This window comes from Arthrobacter sp. Soc17.1.1.1 (assembly GCF_036867195.1).
In the GTDB taxonomy this organism is placed as follows: Bacteria; Actinomycetota; Actinomycetes; order Actinomycetales; family Micrococcaceae; genus Arthrobacter_D.
In genome coordinates, this window is record NZ_JBAJII010000001.1 from 1,675,492 (window position 1) to 1,693,637 (window position 18,146).

Here is an 18,146-nt window from a genome sequence, read left to right on the forward strand (position 1 = left end):
CGTGCTCACGCCAGGCCGCGGCGGACGAGCAGCGGATGGAGGTCCGCGTCCCGGCCGCGGAACCGGCGGAACGCCTCCAGCGGGTCGATGCTGTTGCCCCGCGAGAGCAGTTCACGGCGGAAGTGGTCGCCGTTCGGGCGGGTCAGGCCCCCCGAGGACTTGAACCACTCCACGGTGTCGGCGTCGAGCATCTCGCTCCAGATGTAGGCGTAGTACGACGCCGCGTAGCCGCCCGCGAAGATGTGCTTGAAGTAGGAGGTGCGGTAGCGGGGCGGCACGGGCGCGAAGTCGACGCCGGCGTCGGCGAGCGCGGTGGCCTCGAAGGCCAGGGGATCCTCGACGACGGTCCCCGCGGGGATCGAGTGCCAGGCGAGGTCCAGCAGCGTGGCGCCGAGGTATGCGGTGGTCTCGAAGCCCTCGCCCCAGGCGCCGGCGGCGTGGATGCGATCGATGACGTCCTGGGGGAGCGGCTCCCCGGTCTCGTGGTGGCGCGCGTAGTTCGCCACGATCTCCGGCCAGAGGATCCACATCTCGTTGACCTGGGAGGGGTATTCGACGAAGTCGCGCGGCACCGACGTGCCCGCGAAGAGCGGGTAGGTCACGTCGGAGAACAGGCCGTGCAGGGCGTGGCCGAACTCGTGGAACGTGGTGACCACCTGGTCGTAGGACAGCAGGGTGGGCTCACCCGCGCCCGGCTTCGAGATGTTCAGGTTGTTGACGACGACGGCGCGGGTCCCCTCCAGCGACGACTGGTCCACGAAGGAGTTCATCCAGGCACCGCCGCTCTTGGTGTCGCGGGTGTAGAAATCGCCGAGGAACAGGCCCAGGCCCGAACCGTCCTCGTTGAAGACCTCCCACACGCGGACGTCGGGGTGGTAGCCCACGAGGTCGGGGCGCTCGGTGAACGTCAGGCCGTACAGCCGGTTCGCGGCGTAGAACACGCCGTCCTGGAGGACGCGCTCGAGCTCGAAGTAGGGGCGGAGCGCATCCAGGTCGACGTCGAACTTCGCCTTCCGGACCTTCGAGGCGTAGTAGGCCCAGTCCCAGGGTTCGATCGTGTGGCCGGCCTCGGCCTCCAGCTCCGCGGCTTCGGCGCGGGCGTTGCGGACGGCCGGTGCGGCGAGCTCACGCATCCGGTCCATGATCGCCTCGAGGGAGGGCGCGGTCTGGCTGTCGGTGGCCGCAGCGGCGTGCGTGTCGAATCCCAGGAGGGCGGCGCGCTCGGCGCGCAGGGTCGCCATGCGGGTGGCGATCGCGAGCGTGTCCGCGTCGTTGCCGCGTGCGCCGCGGTGGACGGAGGCCTCGTGCAGGCGGCGGCGGACGTCGCGGTCCGTGAGCGACTCCAGGGCGGGCTGTGCCGTGGGGAGGATGAGCGTCAGGAGGTACTTCCCGTCCTTGCCGGCCTCCGCGGCCGCGGTCGCCGCGGCGGAGACGGCGTCGGGGGACAGCCCGTCCAGCTCCTCGGCGGTGTCGAGCAGCAGCGCGGAGTCGTTGGTGTCCTTCATGAGCTTCTGGGAGAACTCGGTGCTGAGAGCAGACAGCTCCGAGTTGAGCCGGCGGAGCGTGGCCTGGGCGTCGTCGTCGAGCTCGGCACCCGCCCGCACGAAACTGCGGAGGTGCTCCTCGACGAGGCGCGTCGACTCGTCGTCGAGCCCGTCCAGCGGCACCTGCCGGATGCGCTCGAACAGGGCCCTGTTCAGCTTGATGTTGTCCTCGTGCTCGGCGAGGCGCGGAGCGACCTGCTGCTCGAGCTCCTGGATGGCAGGAGTGGCGTGGCTGACTGAGTTGCTGAAGAACACGCGCGCCACGCGGTCGAGGGTGCTTCCTGCGCGCTCGAGGGCCACGAGCGTGTTCTCGAACGTCGGCGCCTCCGCGGAGCCCGTGATGGCGTCGATCTCGGCGAGGTGCTCGGCGAACCCGGCGTCGAAGGCGGGCAGGTAGTGCTCGTCCTCGATCGCAGCGAACGGTGGCAGCTGGTAGTCGAGGGTGCTCGGTGCGAGGAAAGGGTTGCTCATGAGAACTAACTTTTGCACGTAGTTGCCCTCCACCGCACCACCCTTGACCCTGCGGGTGGCCGCTACCTATGGTCGGAATGCTTCGCTGCCTGATGATCGTGGGGGGCCCGACCGGGGCATCGGCATCATGGCAGGGGCACACGGCACCGACGCCGGTGTGCCGCGGAGCATGCCGGGCAGCGCAGCCCGGTCCCGAGAAGGAGAACCATGAGCATGCGTTCCCGGACATCCGTCCTGCTGTCGCTGTCCCTCGTCCTCACCGGCCTGGGCGTCTCCGCCGGGCCGGCGGCGGCGAAAGCCCCGCCACCGCAACCCGCACTGGCCGCTCCCGACGGCACGACGCCGATCCCTGCCGTCGAGGGCCCGCTGGACACCTCGGCGGAGTCCTACCCCTTCGGCGCCGCGGATCACCAGGAGGTCCCGCAGGACCTCGGGGAGCTCGGCTACGTGGAGGAGGAGTTCCTCGTCAGCGGCACCTCCAACGTCTACACCTGGCCCACGCAGGGCCCGGCCCAGGTCCGTACCGCCGACGCCCCGTACACCACCCGGGTGCTCGTCCGGAAACCGGCGAAGGGCAGGGAGTTCAGCGGCAACGTGGTGGTCGAGATGCTCAACCCGAGCAACCTGTTCGACCTGAACATCGGTTGGGCGGTGGCCCAGGAGCAGATCGTGGCCAACGGCGACGCCTGGGTCGGGATCACGGCCAAGCCGGTCGCCGTCGAGGCCCTCAAGAACTTCGACCCCGAGCGGTATGCGGCGCTGTCCTTCGCCAACCCGCTCCCGCTGACCGACCCGGGCAACTGCGCCACCGTGGCCGCAGATTCCTCGAGGAGCACCGAGAACGGCCTCATCTGGGACATCTACTCCCAGGTCGGGGCATGGCTGAAGAGCGACGACGCCGCCAACCCGCTGCGCTACGGGTCCCGGACCACGCAGGTGGAGCACGCCTACGGATTCGGCTACTCCCAGACGGGCGGCTACCTCGTCAACTACATCAACGGCGTGCACCCGCTCGTCGTCGAGTCCGACGGCGAACCCGTGTACGACGCGTACCTCGTGGCCGTCGCGGGCGGCGCCTTCGCCGGTGCGTACCCCATGAACCAGTGCGAAGCGGCGCCGCCGGCCACGGACGCGCGACGCCAGTTCAAGGACGTCGGCGTGCCGATCATGCGGATGATGTCGCAGTCCGACTACCTGCCCGGTATCGGGTCCCGCCGCGCGGACAGCGACGCGCCCGGCGACCGGTACCGCCACTACGAGATGGCGGGCGCCGGGCACGCGACGCCGGACGAGCTGACCTTCTCGGCGTCGTCCGCGGACATCGTCGCGGCCGGCCGCACCGTTCCGCCGACCTCCTGCAACGAGGGACCGCGGAGCAGGTTCCCGAGTTCCATCTTCTTCAATGCGGCCCTCCGGAACCTCGACCTCTGGGTGCGGGAGGGCATCGCGCCACCCCGGGCCGAGCCGATCCTCGTGCGCGACGGCGCGCCGGTGCTCGACGGGTTCGGGAACGTGCAGGGGGGCCTGCGCTCGCCCTTCCTCGATGCACCGACCAGCACCTGGTTCGGCACGGCGACCGGGGCGTCGTTCTGCTTCATCGCCGGGTACGAGCGGCCGCTATCCCAGGACGTGATCGACGGCCTGTACCGGAACCACGGAGCGTACGTGAGGGCGGTCAAGGACAGCGTGCGGACGCTGGAGCGCCAGGGCTTCCTGACGGACTACGACGCCCGCGAACTGGCGAAGGACGCCGCCAGGAGCGACATCCCCTGACCCGGCGCCCGTCCTGCGTGGCGGAGGCCCCCGTTCCGGCGGGGGCCTCCGTCGTCCGTTAGATTCGGGGCATGAGCGGCAGCGTGATCGTCCTGACCGGGCCACCGGGGGCTGGCAAGTCGACGATCGCGCGGGTGCTGGCGGGCACCTACCCGCGCGCCGTCCACCTGCACGCCGACGACTTCTGGCACGCGATCGTCTCCGGCGGCATCCCGCCCTACCTGCCCGCGTCCGACGCCCAGAACCAGGTCGTCGTCGACGCCGTCGCCCGGGCCGCCGTCACCTACGCGCGCGGCGGGTACACCGTGGTGGTGGACGGCATCGTGGGGCCGTGGATGCTCGGGCACTACCGCCGCGCGCTGCGGCACCACCCCGGTGTGGAACTGCAGTACGTGGTGCTGCGCCCCGACCGTGCGACGGCGCTCGCGCGGGCCCGGCAGCGTACCGATCCCGGCGCGCTCGTCGACGAGGGCCCGATCCTCGCCCTGTGGGACCAGTTCGCGGACCTCGGCGTGCTGGACGGCCACACCGTCGATTCGACGGGACATCGGGAGGACGAGACCCTCCGGGCGGTGCAGGACGCCCTGGCCGGCGGCCGCTACCGGCTCGCGCACGACGCCGGATCCCCGCAGGACCCCGCCACCGGTCCTGAGGACGACCGTGACGAGGTGCACCACGCGCCGCGCGGGGGCGTCGAGGACGCCCTGCTGCTCGGCGAGAGGCGGACGGCGCGTCTCCTGCTCCGCCGCCTCCTTCCCGGCGACGAGGCGGCGGTCCTGGCCTACCGGTCGGACGCCCACGCCTCCCGGTACCTCGGGCACGGGCCCATGGAGCCGGGCCGGTACGCCGGGTGGCTGGCCGAACGGGCCATCGGCTGGCCGCTCGAACACCCGGGCGACCGCCGCTTCTACGCCGTCGTCGAGTCAGCGTCCGGGCGCGTGGTCGGCGACGCCGTCCTCGTCCGAGCGGCGGAGGGACTGCAGGGCGAACTCGGCATGTTCCTGCATCCGGAGACCTCCGGACTCGGCTACTCGCTCGAGGCCGGGCGGGCGCTGCTCGGCATCGCGTTCGACGAGCTCGCCTGGCACCGGATCGTCGCCCGCGCGGATGCGGACAACCGGAGTTCGGTGAGGGCGATCGAGAAGCTGGGGCTGCGGCGCGAGGGCCTGTTCGTCGAGGGCACGCCGCGCGGAGACACGTGGGCCGATACCGTGCAGTACGCGCTGCTCGCCCGCGAATGGGCAGCATCCCTTGCCTGAGGGTCGGCGTCGACGCGGCCGCTGCCGGGGCCGCCCCGTGGGCCGGCCGGAAGCGACGACCGCCCCGGATCAGCCGCTGTGGCCGCCCACCGACGGCGCGTTCCGCCGGTCCGAGGTGACAGCCGTCCTCGGCCGCGGCGACGCGACCTGGCAGCGGGCCGGTTCCGAGGTGCTGCGGTGGACGGTGAAGACCCGGAGCGGCTTCTCCGTGAGCAGCCCCCGGCCGGTCGTCCCGGGAGAACGGCTCACCGTGACCGCGGCCCTCCTCGGCCTGACCGTCGCGGAACCGGTCGAGGTGGTCGCGGTCGTGGAGCAGCCGGAACGGATCGGCTTCTCCTACCGGACGCGGCCGGGCCATCCTGTGCGCGGGGAAGAGGCGTTCATCGTGCATCGCGACGGTGACACGGTGCTCATCACGGTCCGATCACTCACCCGTGCCGCGTCATCGCAGCCGTGGCGGGCGCTCTTCCCACTGATCCTCGTGGCCCAGCGCATCGTGCGCAGGCGGTACCTGCGCGCGTTGCAGCAGTAGCCTGGTCTCCCGCAGCAGCACGCCGGGGTGGGGACGTCCGCACCTAGCCGCGGATCGCCAGGCCGAGCGGTTCCGTGACCATCGGTCCGCCGCACGCCGCCGACCCTCCGACCCGCTCCCAGGCCAGGTCCGCCGTCGCCTCGGCGAGCACGGTGGAGTCCGCCGCGAAGGCCCGGATGGTGACGGTGTCGGGCGTGGACATGCCGACCTGCACCCTCCAGCGCCCCGCCCCGTCGGGCTCCGCCCGGTAGTACGGTGCCTCGGGGTCGTGCGGCGACGCCGGGGCCGCCGGGGCCGCCGAGGGGAGGGTGGAGGGCGGGAGGGCAGGCGTCGCGAGGGACGGCGGTGGGGGTGGGCTGTCGTCGGGAGGCGCCGGCGGGGCGGCCGGGGTGGAGCAGCCGAGATCGTCGCAGAGCTCCACCCAGGCGACCCGCTCGACGTCGTCGGCGGAACCGTCCAGCCTGATCTCGACCGCGTTGATCCAGCCGATCGCCGGGCAGGCCTGCCCGGCGAACGGCTCACAGCCGGTCAGCAACACCGCGAGCACCGCACCGCCCAGCACCGCGATTCCCGACCGTGTCCGTGCACCGGAGGCATTCATGAGCCGACCCTGCCATGCCTCCGGGCGGGGAGACAGGGGCGGAGGGTGCCACGGCGCGACCGTTACGGGTCCGCAACGGTTCCCGTGCGCCGACCGGTCACGGAGCGTGGCCGGGCGGCGCTGTGGGGCCGGGCGCGCTCAGCCTTCGGAGGGGGGTGAGTAGAGCTGGAGGTCGTTGCCCTCGCTGTCCTTGAACGGCAGGATCCGCCCCCACGCGTACTCGCTGATCTCGCCCTCGATGGACGCGCCGCCGCGGGTCGAGATACGCTCCAGCTCCTCCTCGATGGTGCCCTCGGGCTCGAAGCTGATGACGGCGCCGCCGCCCTGCCCGCCGTGCGTGTCCTCGCGGCCGTTGAGGCCGATCGTCAGCCCGCCGGCGTCCACCACGGACCAGTCCTCCTGCTCCATGGTGACCTCCAGTCCCAGGGTGTCCCGGTAGAACGCGAGGGCCCTGCCCATATCCTCGACCGGCACCCAGACTGTCGCTACTCCCTTGGCCATGACACTCCTTCCGCGGACCCCGTGCGGGTCCGATGCTGTGGCGGGCCCCGGCCGGGGTCCGTCCCGTCGAACGCTACCGGCAGCACTCCGGGGCGGGTCGCGGCGCCGTCGCCCCTTGACGCGCACGGCGGGGTGCTGTCCCTCCTGGTGCGGTGCGGTGCGCGGTGCGCGGTGCGGCGCGGGGTGTCCGGGGGTCACCGGCCCGGTGCGGGTCCCGGTGCGTCGCGGAGAGGACGGAGGGCAGGAGCGAGGAGCACGCTGACGACGAACAGCCCGACCAGCGGCCAGAAGGCCGTGAGGATGTCGAAACCCGAGGCGAGGAACCCGATGAGGGGCGGGCTCACGAGGTTGGCGATGTACCCGAGGCTCCCCACGACCGACACCCGTGCGGCACCACCGGGCCCCTCCGCCGCGGCGGACATGCCGAGCGGGAATCCCATGGAGACGCCGACGGACCACAGGACGATGCCCGCGACGCCGGGCGCCGTCCCCAGATCGAGCACCATGAGGAGGACGCCGGCGGCACCGAGGCCCATCGTCACCCGGATCACGCGGACCCGGCCGAAGCGGTCCACCAGGGGGCCGCCGGCCACCCGGATCACCACCTGTGCCGCGGCGTAGACGCCCACCACCCCCGCAGCGAAGGCGTCGGGCTGGCCGAACGCATCACGCACCGCGACGCTCAGCCAGCTGTTCGCGGCCCCCTCGCCGAACTCGGCGGCGAACATGACGGCACCGATGGCGACGAGCCGCGGATCGAGGACGGACCCGGCGCGGCGTCGCAGCCCGGAGGTGGTCCCGTAGCGCCGGCGCAGTCCGCGCGAACCCGCAGGTACCGCCCGTACCATCAGGACGCCGGCCACCAGCACGATCAGGGCCAGCGCGATCAGCTGGACCGACGGCGCCACCCCGGCCGCCGCACAGACGGCGCCGACCCCCGCCCCGACGACGGCGCCCGCGGGCCACGCGGCGTGGAGGAGCGGCAGCAGGGAGCGGTGGGCGAGCCGCTCGACGGCGGCCCCGTCGATGTTGATGAGGATGTCGGTCGCGCCCACGCCGAACCCGGCGATCCCGAGTCCGGCGAAGAAGACCGGGACGCTCGCGGCGCCTGCGCCGCCACCCGCCACGATCATCCCGACGCTCATCGCGACGACCGTGACGAGCAGAGCCGTCCGGGCGCCGAGCAGCCGGAGCAGCGCGGGTGCGCCGACGAGGCCGACGGCCGAACCGATGGTGGGTGCCAGGAGGACGAGCCCGAGCTGCGCGTTGTCGAGGGCGAGGTCCTCGCGAAGGGCCGGCAGGCGCGTCGCCCAGCTGGAGAGGGCGAAGCCGCCGAGGGCGAAGGCGACCAGCAGCGCATTCCGCCACTGCCGCACCCCGCGCCGGCTCGCCTCCCTCCCCGGCACCGTGGTCCTACCGGGGCCGGGCGCCCGCGTGCTCCCGCGCCAGGTCGGCCAGGGAGTCGTCGAGGCCGGCGCCGTCGAAGGCGCCGAACCTGCGCTCGGCGGCGGTGCGCAGGAGGAAGTCGGCGATCGCCGGGTTCTTCGGCAGCAGCGAGCCGTGCAGGTAGCTCGCCACGATGTTCCGGTACCGCGCCCCCTCGTGCTTCTCGTGCGCGTTGTTGCCGGCGCCCTTCACCACCGTTGCCAGGGGCTTGAGTCCGGCGCCGAGGAAGGTCTGGCCGCTGTGGTTCTCGTAGCCGTGGATCTCCCCGAACTCCTCGCTGGTCGCCACGACGTTGCCGATCAGGCGCTCCGTCCCGCCCCGGGTCTCGAGGTCCAGGACGCCGATACCCGGGATCACGGTGCCGTCATGCGTGCGGAAGACGTTGCCGAACAGCTGGTACAGCCCGCAGATGAGCAGCATGGGCGTGCCGCCCTCGGCCAGGTCGCGGAGTCTCGGGGCGATGGCCTGGAGGTCGTCCTGGATGACCACCTGGCCGCTGTCCTGGCCGCCGCCACCGATGATGATGTCGACATCGTCCGGGAACGCATCGCCGGCGTTGTGCTCGAGGATCTCCGCGCCGTAGCCGCGCCACGCGAGGCGGCGCTTGAGGACGAGCACGTTGCCGTAGTCGCCGTAGATGTTCATCTCCCGCGGGTACAGCTGCAGGATGCGCAGGGTCCCCTTCGAGGGATCGGTGGGTGCCTCGCTCAGGGCGCCGGCGGAGGGGGCGTCGCTCATCAGGAGACAACCTCGACCTTCGTGATCTTGGAGAGCTCGCGGCGGACCGCGAGCATGGCCGTGTACGTGCAGAAGATCCGCTTGGGCCGGCCCTCGGACCCCCGGACGAACTGCTTCAGTGCCTCGGTGATGTCGGGCTCGACGACGCCCACCCGGACGTCGTCGTACTTCAGCCGCAGCGCCATGTCGTAGGCGCGGACGCCGCTCACCATCTCCACGCCGCCGAGGCCGAGCGAATCGAAGTCGACGTCCCACAGCCAGGACATGTCACGGCCGTCGGCGTAGTTGTCGTTGATCGCGATCATCGTCGCGCAGCCCGCGGGGTCGAAGGACTTCAGGCCGAGGCGGAAGCCGCTGGGGTTCTTGACGAGCACCAGCTCGAGCGCCTGGCCGTCGACCACGAGGCTCTCGCCGCGCCCGAAGGCGGGCTCCACGGCGGCCAGGGAGGAGAAGAGCCGCGCGGTGTCCGCCGCGCCGCCGAGGACGGCGCGCGCCGCCGCGAGAGCGGCCGCGGCGTTGAAGATGTTGTAGACGCCGCGCAGGCGCAGATCCGTGTGCGTCGTGGTGCCGTCCACCTCGAAGGATGCCGCGTTGCCGTCCACCGAGCGCAGGACGACGTCGGCCGCCAGCGCGGAGGCGGGCGCCGTGCCCGCGGCGCCGCGCAGTTCGTCGTCGTTCGGGAAGGTGCTCCGCAGCGAGGCGTCGAGGCCGAAGTAGGTCACCTGCGTGGTCGGGAGGGACGCGGCGAGGCCCGCCACGCGCGGGTCCTCCCGGTTCAGCACGACCGTCCCCGTGGTCGCCAGCGCGATGCGCTCGAGCAGGCGCGTGGTCGCGTCGATCTCGCCGAAGCGGTCGAGCTGGTCGCGGAGCACGTTCAGGAGGAGCGCGTAGCGCGGCGGGACGAGCTTCACGAAGTGCACGGCGTGCGCCTCGTCGAGCTCGAGGACGGCGACGTCGGCGTCGAGACGGCCGCGCCAGTCGACGTCGCCGAGGAGGGCCGCGGCCACGCCGCGCGTGAAGTTGCTGCCCGTGCGGTTGGTGAACACCTTCAGGCCCTGACCCTCGAGCAGTTCCACCACCATCTTGGTGGTGGTGGTCTTGCCGTTCGTACCGCTGACCACGAGCACGCCGTACGGGAGGGTGGACAGCGCGCGGCCCATGAAGCGGGGGTCGAGGCGCTCGACCACGAGGCCGGGCAGCGCGGAGCCGCCGCCGCGCAGGCGCGAGGCGATGCGCACGGCCTTGCCCACGAGGACTGGAAGGGGATTCATGCCTCCAAATTATCGCAGGCGTGCGCGTCCTCCCGGGACGCGGCGGCGAGGCGCTGCTCACGCCGGTCCGCCCGGGCACCGCCGTACGGGCGGGAACGGCCTAGAATCGGGGGATGACCTCCCCGTTCCCGTCGGTGTCCCCGCGCACGCCCGGCGCCCCGGATGCAGCCGGTCCGGCCGCCGAGGCGGCGGTCCCCGCCCCAACGCAGCGCGCCGTCGTCGGTGTACTCGCCGTGCAGGGCGACGTGCGCGAGCACATCGCCACCATCGAGTCCCTCGGCGCCCGCGCCGTCCCCGTGCGGCGGCCCTCGGAGCTCGCCGCGGTCGACGGTCTGATCCTCCCCGGCGGCGAATCCACCACGATGGACAAGCTGACCCGCACCTTCGGGCTCGCCGGACCCCTTCGCGAGCTAATCGCCGGCGGGCTGCCCGTCTACGGATCGTGCGCCGGCATGATCCTGCTCTCCGACGTGATCGCCGATCCGTCGACCGACCGGGACGGCAACCCCCAGCAGACCCTCGGCGGGCTGGACATGGTGGTGCGGCGCAACGCCTTCGGCCGCCAGCGCGAATCCTTCGAGACCGACCTCGCGTTCGCGGGCCTCGCGACGACCGGCCCGGTCGCCGGGGAGGATCCCGTGCGCGCCGTGTTCATCCGCGCACCCTGGGTGGAGAAGGTGGGCGCCGACGTCGAGGTGCTGGCCCAGGTGCCGGCCGCCGAGACGCCGCAGGCGGGTCCGTCCGGCGGTGTCCACGACCGCGATCCACAGGGTGCCGGTGCGTCCGGAGCGGACTTGGAACCGGTCGCTAGAATTGTCGCAGTGCGTTCAGGGAACCTGCTGGCCACGAGTTTCCACCCGGAGGTCACGGGTGAGCGGCGGGTCCACGAACTCTTTATCCGGATGATCAGAGGAGAAGCGTAAGCATGTCGGGGCACTCCAAATGGGCAACAACCAAGCACAAGAAAGCTGCGATCGACGCCAAGCGCGCGAAGTCCTTCGCCAAGCTGATCAAGAACATCGAGGTCGCTGCGCGGGCCGGCGGTGCCGACGTCGCGGGTAACCCCGGCCTCGAACTGGCCGTCTCGAAGGCCAAGAAGACGTCCGTGCCCATCGACAACATCAACCGCGCGGTGAAGCGCGGAGCGGGCCTGCTCGGCGAGGCCGTCGACTACCAGACGATCATGTACGAGGCGCGCGGGCCCCAGGGCTCGGCCCTGCTGATCGAGTGCCTGACGGACAACAAGAACCGTGCCGCCTCCGAGGTGCGCCTCGGCATCTCCCGCAACGGCGGCACGATCGCCGACCCGGGGTCCGTGGCGTACCTGTTCGCGCGGAAGGGCGTCGTGACGCTGCCGAAGAACGGCCTCACCGAGGACGAACTGCTGATGTCCGTCCTCGATGCCGGCGCGGACGAGGTGAAGGAATCGGCCGAGTCGTTCGAGATCGTCTCCGAGCCCCAGGACCTGCGGGCCGTGGTCGCCGCGCTCGACGAGAGCAGCATCGAGTACGAGACCGACGACGTCGAGTTCGTCCCGTCCATGCAGGTGGACCTCGACGCGGACGGCGCGCGGAAGTTCCTGAAGCTCGTGGACGCGCTGGAGGAGCTCGACGACGTCCAGAACGTCTACTCCAACGCGCACCTCCCCGAGGATGTCCTGGCGGAGCTCGAGAACGACGACTGACATCGCACCGCTGCACATCCCCGGCCACCTTGCGCGGGTGACGCCATGACCTACCGCGTCATGGGCGTCGATCCCGGACTCACGCGGTGCGGGCTCGCCGTCGTCGACATCGAACCGAACCGCCGCTCCACGCTCGTCGCCGTCGGCGTCGTCGGGACCGAGGCCGGCAGGAGCCTCGACGAGCGGCTGCTGGTGATCTCCGAGGCCGTGGACTCGTGGCTGGACCTGCACCAGCCCCAGGTGCTCGCCGTCGAGCGCGTCTTCAGCCAGCTCAACGTCAGTACCGTGATGGGCACGGCGCAGGCGTCCGGCGTCGTGATCGTGTCCGCGGCGCGGCGCGGCATCCCGGTGGCCCTCCACACGCCCACCGAGGTGAAGGCCGCGGTCACCGGCAACGGCCAGGCGGACAAGGTCGCGGTCACCAAGATGGTCACGAAGATCCTCCGGCTCGAGACGGCCCCCCGGCCGGCCGACGCCGCCGACGCCCTGGCCCTCGCCATCACGCATGCCTGGCGCAGGGGAGTGGGCGTCCAGGGCGCCGCCGCGTCGGCGGCCGGAGGGTCCATCACCCCCGCGCAGCGCATCTGGGCCGAGGCGGAGGCACGGGCCCGACGGCGGTAGCGCCGCTGCAGGGCCCGGTCCGGGGCCGTCGGCGCACACAATCGGTGTGGCGACTCGATCGAACGGCGCGACGCCAGTACCGTTAGACATTAGAACGTATGTTCGACGTCGGGCGACCGCCCGGCCGACCCCTCAGCATCTGCCCTGGAGAGCCCCATGATCAGTTCCCTGCGCGGGACAGTGACCCACGTGGGCCTGCACTCCGCCGTCCTCGACGTCAACGGCTTCGGCATGCAGGTCCAGGCCACGCCGCAGACGCTTGCCGGACTGCGCGTGGGGGAGCAGGCAGCCATCGCCACGGCGATGATCGTGCGCGAGGACTCCATGACGCTCTTCGGCTTCGAGGACGCCGACCAGCGCGAGGTCTTCGAGACCCTCCTGGCCGTCAGCGGCGTCGGCCCACGCCTCGCCCTCGCCGTGCTCGCCGTGCACACACCGGACGCCATCCGGATCGCGGCGTCGTCGGGCGACGACAAGGCCTTCAGCAAGGTGCCGGGCATCGGCCCGAAGGGCGCACGGCGCATCGTGCTCGAACTCGCCGGGAAGCTCGTGCCCCTGGAGGCGAAGCCCGGCGTCCCGGCCCGGACGTGGCAGGGGCAGGTCCTCACCGCCATGATGGGCCTCGGCTGGTCCGAGAAGGACGCGGGCGCGGCGATCGACGCCGCCGTCGCCGAGGCGCCCGAGGTGGCAGCGACCGGTGACGTGGGACAGATCCTCAAGCTCACGCTGCGCCGGCTCGGCCAGGACGGCGCCCGGAGCTCCGCCCGGACGAAGGTGGGGTCATGACGGACCGGCAGCCCGAGGACGCGCCGCTCGTCGCTCCGGCCGCCGATCCCGAGGACCGCGCCGTCGAGGCGGCGCTCCGCCCCCGGAACCTCGACGACTTCGTGGGGCAGAAGCGGGTGCGCCGCCAGCTCTCGCTCGTCCTCGAGGCCTCCCGCCTGCGCGGCCGCAGCGCGGACCACGTGCTGCTCTCCGGGCCGCCCGGGCTGGGCAAGACGACGCTCGCCATGATCATCGCGGCGGAGATGAACGCCCCGCTCCGCATCACCTCGGGGCCGGCGATCCAGCACGCGGGCGACCTCGCGGCGATCCTCTCCTCCCTGACCGAGGGCGAGGTGCTCTTCCTCGACGAGATCCACCGCATGTCCCGGCCCGCCGAGGAGATGCTCTACATGGCCATGGAGGACTTCCGGGTCGACATCATCGTGGGCAAGGGCCCGGGAGCGACGGCGATCCCCCTCGAGCTGCCGCCCTTCACCCTCGTCGGAGCCACCACCCGGGCCGGGCTGCTGCCCGGCCCGCTCCGCGACCGCTTCGGATTCACCGGGCACCTGGAGTTCTACTCCACCGAGGAACTCGAACTCGTGCTCCGGCGCTCGGCAATGCTCATGGACATGAAGGTGAACTCGGCGGCCTTCTCCGAGATCGCCGGCCGGTCCCGCGGCACGCCGCGTATCGCCAACCGCCTGCTGCGCCGCGTCCGGGACTGGGCGCTCGTGCACGGCATCGACCTCATCGACGCCCGCGCCGCGAGTGCCGCCCTCGACATGTACGAGGTGGACGCGCGCGGCCTCGACCGGCTGGACCGCTCCGTCCTGACAGCGCTCATCACCAAGTTCAACGGCGGGCCGGTGGGGCTGTCGACACTGGCGATCGCCGTGGGGGAGGAGCCCGAGACGGTGGAGACCGTCGCCGAGCCCTACCTGGTGCGCGAGGGGATGCTCGGGCGGACACCGCGCGGACGGATCGCGACGGCCGCCGCCTGGAAGCACCTCGGCCTCGAGATGCCGGCGAACGTCGCGGCGGCGATGCCCGAGGACCTGTTCTCCGTGGCGCCCGAATCGCTGCTGGACACCGAATCCGTCCTTGACAGCTGGGCCCAGCCGGAGTCCTGACGCGCCGGACGCCCAGAAATCCCCTTTACACTGGTGTCTTCCAATGTGTGCCGGGGCACAATGCTGCCGCCGCCTCACCCAGTCCCAGGAACGGAATTCCCAGTGCTTGCACACGTAGTCGCGCAGTCCGCCTCAGGAGATGCCCCCGGTTTCGACATCTTCTCCCTCCTGCTGCCGCTGGCACTGGCGTTCCTGATCTTCACCATGTTCCGCCGCCAGCGGAAGACGCAGCAGCAGGTGAAGGAGATGCGCACGCAGATGGAGCCGGGCACCGAGGTCATGACCCAGTTCGGGCTCTTCGGCACGATCGTCTCGATCGACCAGGAGAACAACAAGGCCGTGCTCGAACTGTCTCCCGGCAACTTCGCCACCGTGCACACGCAGGCCCTCTCCAAGGTCGTCCAGCAGGACACCGCGGCAGCCGGTGACCCCGTCGACGACGAGGACGCCGTCCACGGCACCACCGTCCACGGCACCACGGTCCCCGACGACGCGTCCTCGATCAGCGGTGACATCACCGATCGCACCGACCGCTCGGACCGCACGCCGTCCGCCGGGTCCACAGCGTCGGGAGCCACGGCTGCCGGGAGCGCCGGCGGCCCGGGCGCCGAGACCCCGGAGGAGACCCTGGCGCGCCTGAACCGCGACGCCGCAGGGGAGAACCGCGACGCGCGCGATCCCCGCGACCCCAGAACGAACCCCGAGAACTAGCATTCCGTAGGGCGCCGGTACTCAGCCGCGGCCTCCAGCATCAACCCGGCGCCCGAGACGCGCCACTGAATAAGGACATCCATCATGCCTCGTACCGGTCCCGGGACGGCAGCCAAGCGGACACTTGTCTGGCTGGGCGCATTGACAGCACTGCTCGCGATCCTGCTGGGAGCGGGCTCCTACTGGAGCACCGCGAGCTGGAGCCCCCGCCTGGCCCTCGACCTCGAGGGCGGGACGCAGATGATCCTCGCCCCCCGCGTCCAGGGCGGGAGCGACATCACACCCGAGCAGCTCGACCAGGCCGTGGAGATCATCCGCCAGCGCGTCGACGGCTCCGGTGTCGCCGAGGCCGAGATCAACACGCAGTCCGGCCAGAACGTCATCGTGTCGCTGCCCGGGACCCCGGACCCCGAGACGCGCGACCTCATCCAGGCCTCCGCACAGATGGAGTTCCGTCCCGTCCTCACGGGCGGCCCGGGCCAGGCGGCAGCCGCCGAGACGCCCACCCCCGACGACCAGCTGCCCCAGCCGGCCGCCGAGCCCCAGAACGCGAGCGACCCGAACTGGATCACGCCCGAGCTCTACAAGGAGTTCGAGGCGCTGAACTGCCTCGACCCGGCCGCCCTCGAGCCCGCCGAGGAGCCCGCTCCCGCCGACCGGCCCATGGTCGCCTGCGAGCCCGACACGCAGGGCAAGTACATCCTCGGCCCCGTCGAGGTCCCGGGCACCGACATCTCGACGGCCAGCTACGGCCTGCAGCGCAGCCAGCAGGGCCAGACCCTCAACACCTGGGCCGTGACGATCGACTTCAACGACGAGGGCACGCAGACCTTCCGCGAGGTCACCGAACGCCTCTACGCGATCGGCTCGGGCGACCCCCGGAACCAGTTCGCCATCGTGCTCGACGGGCGCATCGTCTCCGCGCCGACCACCAACGCCGTCATCCCCGACGGCAACCCCCAGATCACGGGCAACTTCACCGAGGAGTCGGCAGCGGCCCTGTCGGAGCAGCTGAAGTACGGCGCCCTGCCGATCAGCTTCGAGATCCAGAGCGAACAGCAGATCTCCGCGACGCTCGGTGCCGACCAGCTGCGTCTCGGCCTCATCGCGGGCCTCATCGGCCTGCTGCTCGTGGCCGTGTACTCGATGTTCCAGTACCGGCTGCTCGGCCTGGTCACGATCGCCTCGCTGGTGGTCGCGGGCGTGCTGACCTATCTCGCCATCTGCATCCTCGGCTGGACCGAGAACTACCGCCTGTCCCTGGCGGGCGTGGCCGGCCTGATCGTCGCCATCGGCCAGACGGCCGACTCGTTCATCGTCTACTTCGAACGCATCCGTGACGAACTGCGCGACGGGCGCGGCCTCGTCTCCGCCGTGGAGAACGGCTGGCGCCGGGCCAAGCGGACGGTGCTCGCCTCCAAGGCGGTCAACCTCCTCGCCGCCCTCGTGCTCTATTTCGTCGCCGTCGGCAACGTGCGCGGTTTCGCGTTCACGCTCGGCCTCACGGCCATCGCGGACCTCGTGGTCGTGTTCATGTTCACGCACCCGGTGCTCCGCCTCCTCGCGAAGACGAAGTTCTTCGGCGAGGGACACCCGTGGTCCGGGCTCGACCCGCGCCGACTCGGCGGGATCCCGCTCTACCGCGGCGCCGGCCGTCTGCGCGAGCCGGGCGAGAAGCCCGTCACCGTCGCCCGCACCAAGAACAAGGGTGCCTCGGCGGAGGCCGAGCGACGCCTGACCATCGCCGAGCGCCGTCGCGCGGAGCAGCAGAAGGCCCTCGCCGGGCGCGCGGGGTCCTCGGCTGCCGGGTCGGCCGTCGCGGATCCCACCGTCGCGGATCCCACTGCCGTCGAAACCGGTGCCGGACGCCCTGAGGCGTCCGTCCCCGCGCGGACCGGTTCCACCGTCGCCGGGCGCACCGGATCCTCCCAGAAAGAGACCAAAGAATGAGCCGCACCAGCTTCGCCACGTTCGGCAACGAGCTGTACTCGGGCAAGCGCTCCTACCCCTTCGTCGCCAAGCGGAACCTCTGGTTCCTCATCGCCGGCATCGCCATCCTGATCTCGATCATCATCCCGGTGGTCAAGGGCGGGTTCAATCTCGGTATCGACTTCCGGGGCGGCTCCGAGTTCACCGTCTCCGCCACCGAGAACACCGATGTGGCCGTCGGCGAGAAGGCGGTCACGGACGTGGTGCCCGACGCCGTCCCGCGCGTCACCAACATCGCAGCCGACACGATGCGCATCCAGACCGAGCGGCTCTCCGACGACCAGACGCTCAGCGTCCGCGACAACCTCGTCAGCGGGTACGGCGTGGGTGAGGACCAGGTGACCTCGAGCTTCGTGGGTCCGACCTGGGGCGAGGACGTCAGCCGTCAGGCGCTGATCGGGTTCGGCGTGTTCGTCCTCCTCGCCGCGGTCCTCATGGCGATCTACTTCCGCACCTGGAAGATGGCCCTCGCCGCGATGGCGGCCCTCGTGGTGGTCATGGTCGTCACCGCGGGCCTGTACTCGCTGAGCGACTTCGAGGTCACGCCGTCGGCCATCATCGGCTTCCTGACCATCCTCAGCTACGCCCTGTACGACACGGTGGTGGTCTTCGACAAGATCCGGGAGAACACCGCCGACGTCACCATCTCGACGAAGCGGACGTTCGCCGAGCAGGTCAACCTCGCCGTGAACCAGACCCTCGTGCGCTCGATCAACACCTCCGTGGTGGCGATCCTGCCGGTCGCGTCGATCCTCTTCATCGGCTCGTTCCTGCTGGGAGCGGGTACCCTCCAGGACCTCTCGCTGGCCCTGTTCATCGGCATCATCCTCGGCACGCTCGGCACCATCTTCATCGCGGCACCCCTGTACGCGGCGCTGCGGCTCAACGAGCCGGAGCTGAAGAAGCAGGAGAAGAAGGTCCTGAACCGCCGCTCCCTGGAGGCGGCGGCCGTCTGATCCGACATCCCGTCGGGCAGGACCGTCGCCGACGCTCGGTCCCATCCTCAGCCGCAGCGGCTCCCACGGGCCCGCTGCGGCTGAGTCGGTTCGAGCCCCGCTAGACTTGAAGGTGCCGCAGAACCGGCGGCACGATGGATCCTTGCCGGAT

At 71.4% G+C, this 18,146-nt stretch carries 17 protein-coding genes; 11 read left to right on the top strand and 6 right to left on the bottom strand.

Going from position 1 to position 18,146, the window contains the following annotated elements; translation table 11 throughout:
• Nucleotides 1–5 precede the first annotated feature (5 nt).
• Nucleotides 6–2,015, bottom strand: coding sequence for a M3 family metallopeptidase (locus V6S67_RS07590; RefSeq protein WP_334209661.1), 2,010 nt, complete (start codon nucleotides 2,013–2,015; stop codon nucleotides 6–8).
• 207 nt (nucleotides 2,016–2,222) lie between these two features.
• Between V6S67_RS07590 and V6S67_RS07595 the strand changes: the two genes are divergently transcribed.
• From V6S67_RS07595 to V6S67_RS07605, 3 genes are all read left to right on the top strand, one after another.
• Entirely contained in the window at nucleotides 2,223–3,788 is a 1,566-nt protein-coding gene (locus V6S67_RS07595; protein ID WP_334209662.1) for an alpha/beta hydrolase domain-containing protein, read from the top strand.
• Between the two features lie 71 nt (nucleotides 3,789–3,859).
• Nucleotides 3,860–5,047 carry a GNAT family N-acetyltransferase gene (locus V6S67_RS07600; RefSeq protein ID WP_334209663.1) on the top strand — a complete coding sequence of 396 codons (1,188 nt, stop codon included), beginning with the start codon at nucleotides 3,860–3,862 and terminating at the stop codon, nucleotides 5,045–5,047.
• A 37-nt stretch (nucleotides 5,048–5,084) separates the two neighbouring features.
• A complete protein-coding gene (locus V6S67_RS07605) occupies nucleotides 5,085–5,579 on the top strand; it encodes a DUF1990 family protein (protein ID WP_334209664.1) in 495 nt (164 codons plus the stop codon).
• Between the two features lie 43 nt (nucleotides 5,580–5,622).
• Here the strand turns inward: V6S67_RS07605 and V6S67_RS07610 are convergent, their stop codons facing one another.
• The 5 genes from V6S67_RS07610 to V6S67_RS07630 all read right to left on the bottom strand — a co-directional run bounded on the left by V6S67_RS07610 (nucleotide 5,623) and on the right by V6S67_RS07630 (nucleotide 10,136).
• Nucleotides 5,623–6,180 (bottom strand): hypothetical protein, encoded by a 558-nt coding sequence (locus tag V6S67_RS07610; RefSeq protein ID WP_334209665.1) that lies wholly within the window; start codon nucleotides 6,178–6,180, stop codon nucleotides 5,623–5,625.
• A gap of 138 nt (nucleotides 6,181–6,318) precedes the next feature.
• A complete protein-coding gene (locus V6S67_RS07615) occupies nucleotides 6,319–6,681 on the bottom strand; it encodes a VOC family protein (protein ID WP_334209666.1) in 363 nt (120 codons plus the stop codon).
• A gap of 194 nt (nucleotides 6,682–6,875) precedes the next feature.
• On the bottom strand, nucleotides 6,876–8,087 hold the full coding sequence (locus V6S67_RS07620) for an MFS transporter (RefSeq protein ID WP_334209667.1): 1,212 nt from the start codon (nucleotides 8,085–8,087) through the stop codon (nucleotides 6,876–6,878).
• Between the two features lie 7 nt (nucleotides 8,088–8,094).
• Nucleotides 8,095–8,865 carry a type 1 glutamine amidotransferase gene (locus tag V6S67_RS07625; RefSeq protein WP_334209668.1) on the bottom strand — a complete coding sequence of 257 codons (771 nt, stop codon included), beginning with the start codon at nucleotides 8,863–8,865 and terminating at the stop codon, nucleotides 8,095–8,097.
• Entirely contained in the window at nucleotides 8,865–10,136 is a 1,272-nt protein-coding gene (locus V6S67_RS07630) for a MurT ligase domain-containing protein (RefSeq protein WP_334209669.1), read from the bottom strand. The genes V6S67_RS07625 and V6S67_RS07630 overlap by 1 nt, the downstream gene beginning before the upstream one ends.
• 113 nt (nucleotides 10,137–10,249) lie before the next feature.
• On the opposite strand from V6S67_RS07630, the gene pdxT reads away from it, so the two are divergent.
• The 8 genes from pdxT (at nucleotide 10,250) to secF (ending at nucleotide 17,995) form a co-directional block, all read left to right on the top strand.
• Nucleotides 10,250–11,059 (top strand): pyridoxal 5'-phosphate synthase glutaminase subunit PdxT, encoded by an 810-nt coding sequence (gene pdxT, locus V6S67_RS07635; RefSeq protein ID WP_334209670.1) that lies wholly within the window; start codon nucleotides 10,250–10,252, stop codon nucleotides 11,057–11,059.
• A gap of 2 nt (nucleotides 11,060–11,061) precedes the next feature.
• The gene (locus V6S67_RS07640) at nucleotides 11,062–11,820 is read left to right on the top strand and encodes a YebC/PmpR family DNA-binding transcriptional regulator (RefSeq protein WP_334209671.1); all 759 of its coding nucleotides are present in this window, start codon (nucleotides 11,062–11,064) and stop codon (nucleotides 11,818–11,820) included.
• 45 nt (nucleotides 11,821–11,865) lie between these two features.
• Nucleotides 11,866–12,441 (top strand): crossover junction endodeoxyribonuclease RuvC, encoded by a 576-nt coding sequence (gene ruvC, locus V6S67_RS07645; RefSeq protein WP_334209672.1) that lies wholly within the window; start codon nucleotides 11,866–11,868, stop codon nucleotides 12,439–12,441.
• 156 nt (nucleotides 12,442–12,597) lie between these two features.
• Nucleotides 12,598–13,227: a Holliday junction branch migration protein RuvA gene (gene ruvA / locus V6S67_RS07650; protein ID WP_334209673.1), complete on the top strand. Its 630-nt coding sequence runs from the start codon at nucleotides 12,598–12,600 to the stop codon at nucleotides 13,225–13,227.
• Complete coding sequence (gene ruvB, locus V6S67_RS07655) at nucleotides 13,224–14,339, top strand: Holliday junction branch migration DNA helicase RuvB (RefSeq protein ID WP_334209674.1); 1,116 nt, start codon at nucleotides 13,224–13,226, stop codon at nucleotides 14,337–14,339. Before ruvA ends, ruvB begins: the two co-directional genes overlap by 4 nt.
• A 102-nt stretch (nucleotides 14,340–14,441) precedes the next feature.
• A complete protein-coding gene (yajC, locus tag V6S67_RS07660) occupies nucleotides 14,442–15,050 on the top strand; it encodes a preprotein translocase subunit YajC (RefSeq protein ID WP_334209675.1) in 609 nt (202 codons plus the stop codon).
• A gap of 84 nt (nucleotides 15,051–15,134) precedes the next feature.
• Nucleotides 15,135–17,000: a protein translocase subunit SecD gene (gene secD, locus V6S67_RS07665; protein ID WP_334209676.1), complete on the top strand. Its 1,866-nt coding sequence runs from the start codon at nucleotides 15,135–15,137 to the stop codon at nucleotides 16,998–17,000.
• Nucleotides 16,997–17,995 carry a protein translocase subunit SecF gene (gene secF, locus V6S67_RS07670; RefSeq protein ID WP_334209677.1) on the top strand — a complete coding sequence of 333 codons (999 nt, stop codon included), beginning with the start codon at nucleotides 16,997–16,999 and terminating at the stop codon, nucleotides 17,993–17,995. Before secD ends, secF begins: the two co-directional genes overlap by 4 nt.
• Nucleotides 17,996–18,146: the final 151 nt, after the last annotated feature.

Bases quoted from the DNA above. Each gene is read 5' to 3' on its own strand.
- secF (WP_334209677.1), top strand. From the start codon at position 16,997: ATGAGCCGCACCAGCTTCGCCACGTTCGGCAACGAGCTGTACTCGGGC.
- ruvA (WP_334209673.1), top strand. From the start codon at position 12,598: ATGATCAGTTCCCTGCGCGGGACAGTGACCCACGTGGGCCTGCACTCC.
- ruvB (WP_334209674.1), top strand. From the start codon at position 13,224: ATGACGGACCGGCAGCCCGAGGACGCGCCGCTCGTCGCTCCGGCCGCC.
- V6S67_RS07615 (WP_334209666.1), bottom strand. From the start codon at position 6,681: ATGGCCAAGGGAGTAGCGACAGTCTGGGTGCCGGTCGAGGATATGGGC.
- V6S67_RS07610 (WP_334209665.1), bottom strand. From the start codon at position 6,180: ATGAATGCCTCCGGTGCACGGACACGGTCGGGAATCGCGGTGCTGGGC.
- V6S67_RS07595 (WP_334209662.1), top strand. From the start codon at position 2,223: ATGAGCATGCGTTCCCGGACATCCGTCCTGCTGTCGCTGTCCCTCGTC.
- ruvC (WP_334209672.1), top strand. From the start codon at position 11,866: ATGACCTACCGCGTCATGGGCGTCGATCCCGGACTCACGCGGTGCGGG.
- V6S67_RS07600 (WP_334209663.1), top strand. From the start codon at position 3,860: ATGAGCGGCAGCGTGATCGTCCTGACCGGGCCACCGGGGGCTGGCAAG.
- pdxT (WP_334209670.1), top strand. From the start codon at position 10,250: ATGACCTCCCCGTTCCCGTCGGTGTCCCCGCGCACGCCCGGCGCCCCG.
- V6S67_RS07630 (WP_334209669.1), bottom strand. From the start codon at position 10,136: ATGAATCCCCTTCCAGTCCTCGTGGGCAAGGCCGTGCGCATCGCCTCG.
- secD (WP_334209676.1), top strand. From the start codon at position 15,135: ATGCCTCGTACCGGTCCCGGGACGGCAGCCAAGCGGACACTTGTCTGG.
- V6S67_RS07640 (WP_334209671.1), top strand. From the start codon at position 11,062: ATGTCGGGGCACTCCAAATGGGCAACAACCAAGCACAAGAAAGCTGCG.
- V6S67_RS07625 (WP_334209668.1), bottom strand. From the start codon at position 8,865: ATGAGCGACGCCCCCTCCGCCGGCGCCCTGAGCGAGGCACCCACCGAT.
- V6S67_RS07590 (WP_334209661.1), bottom strand. From the start codon at position 2,015: ATGAGCAACCCTTTCCTCGCACCGAGCACCCTCGACTACCAGCTGCCA.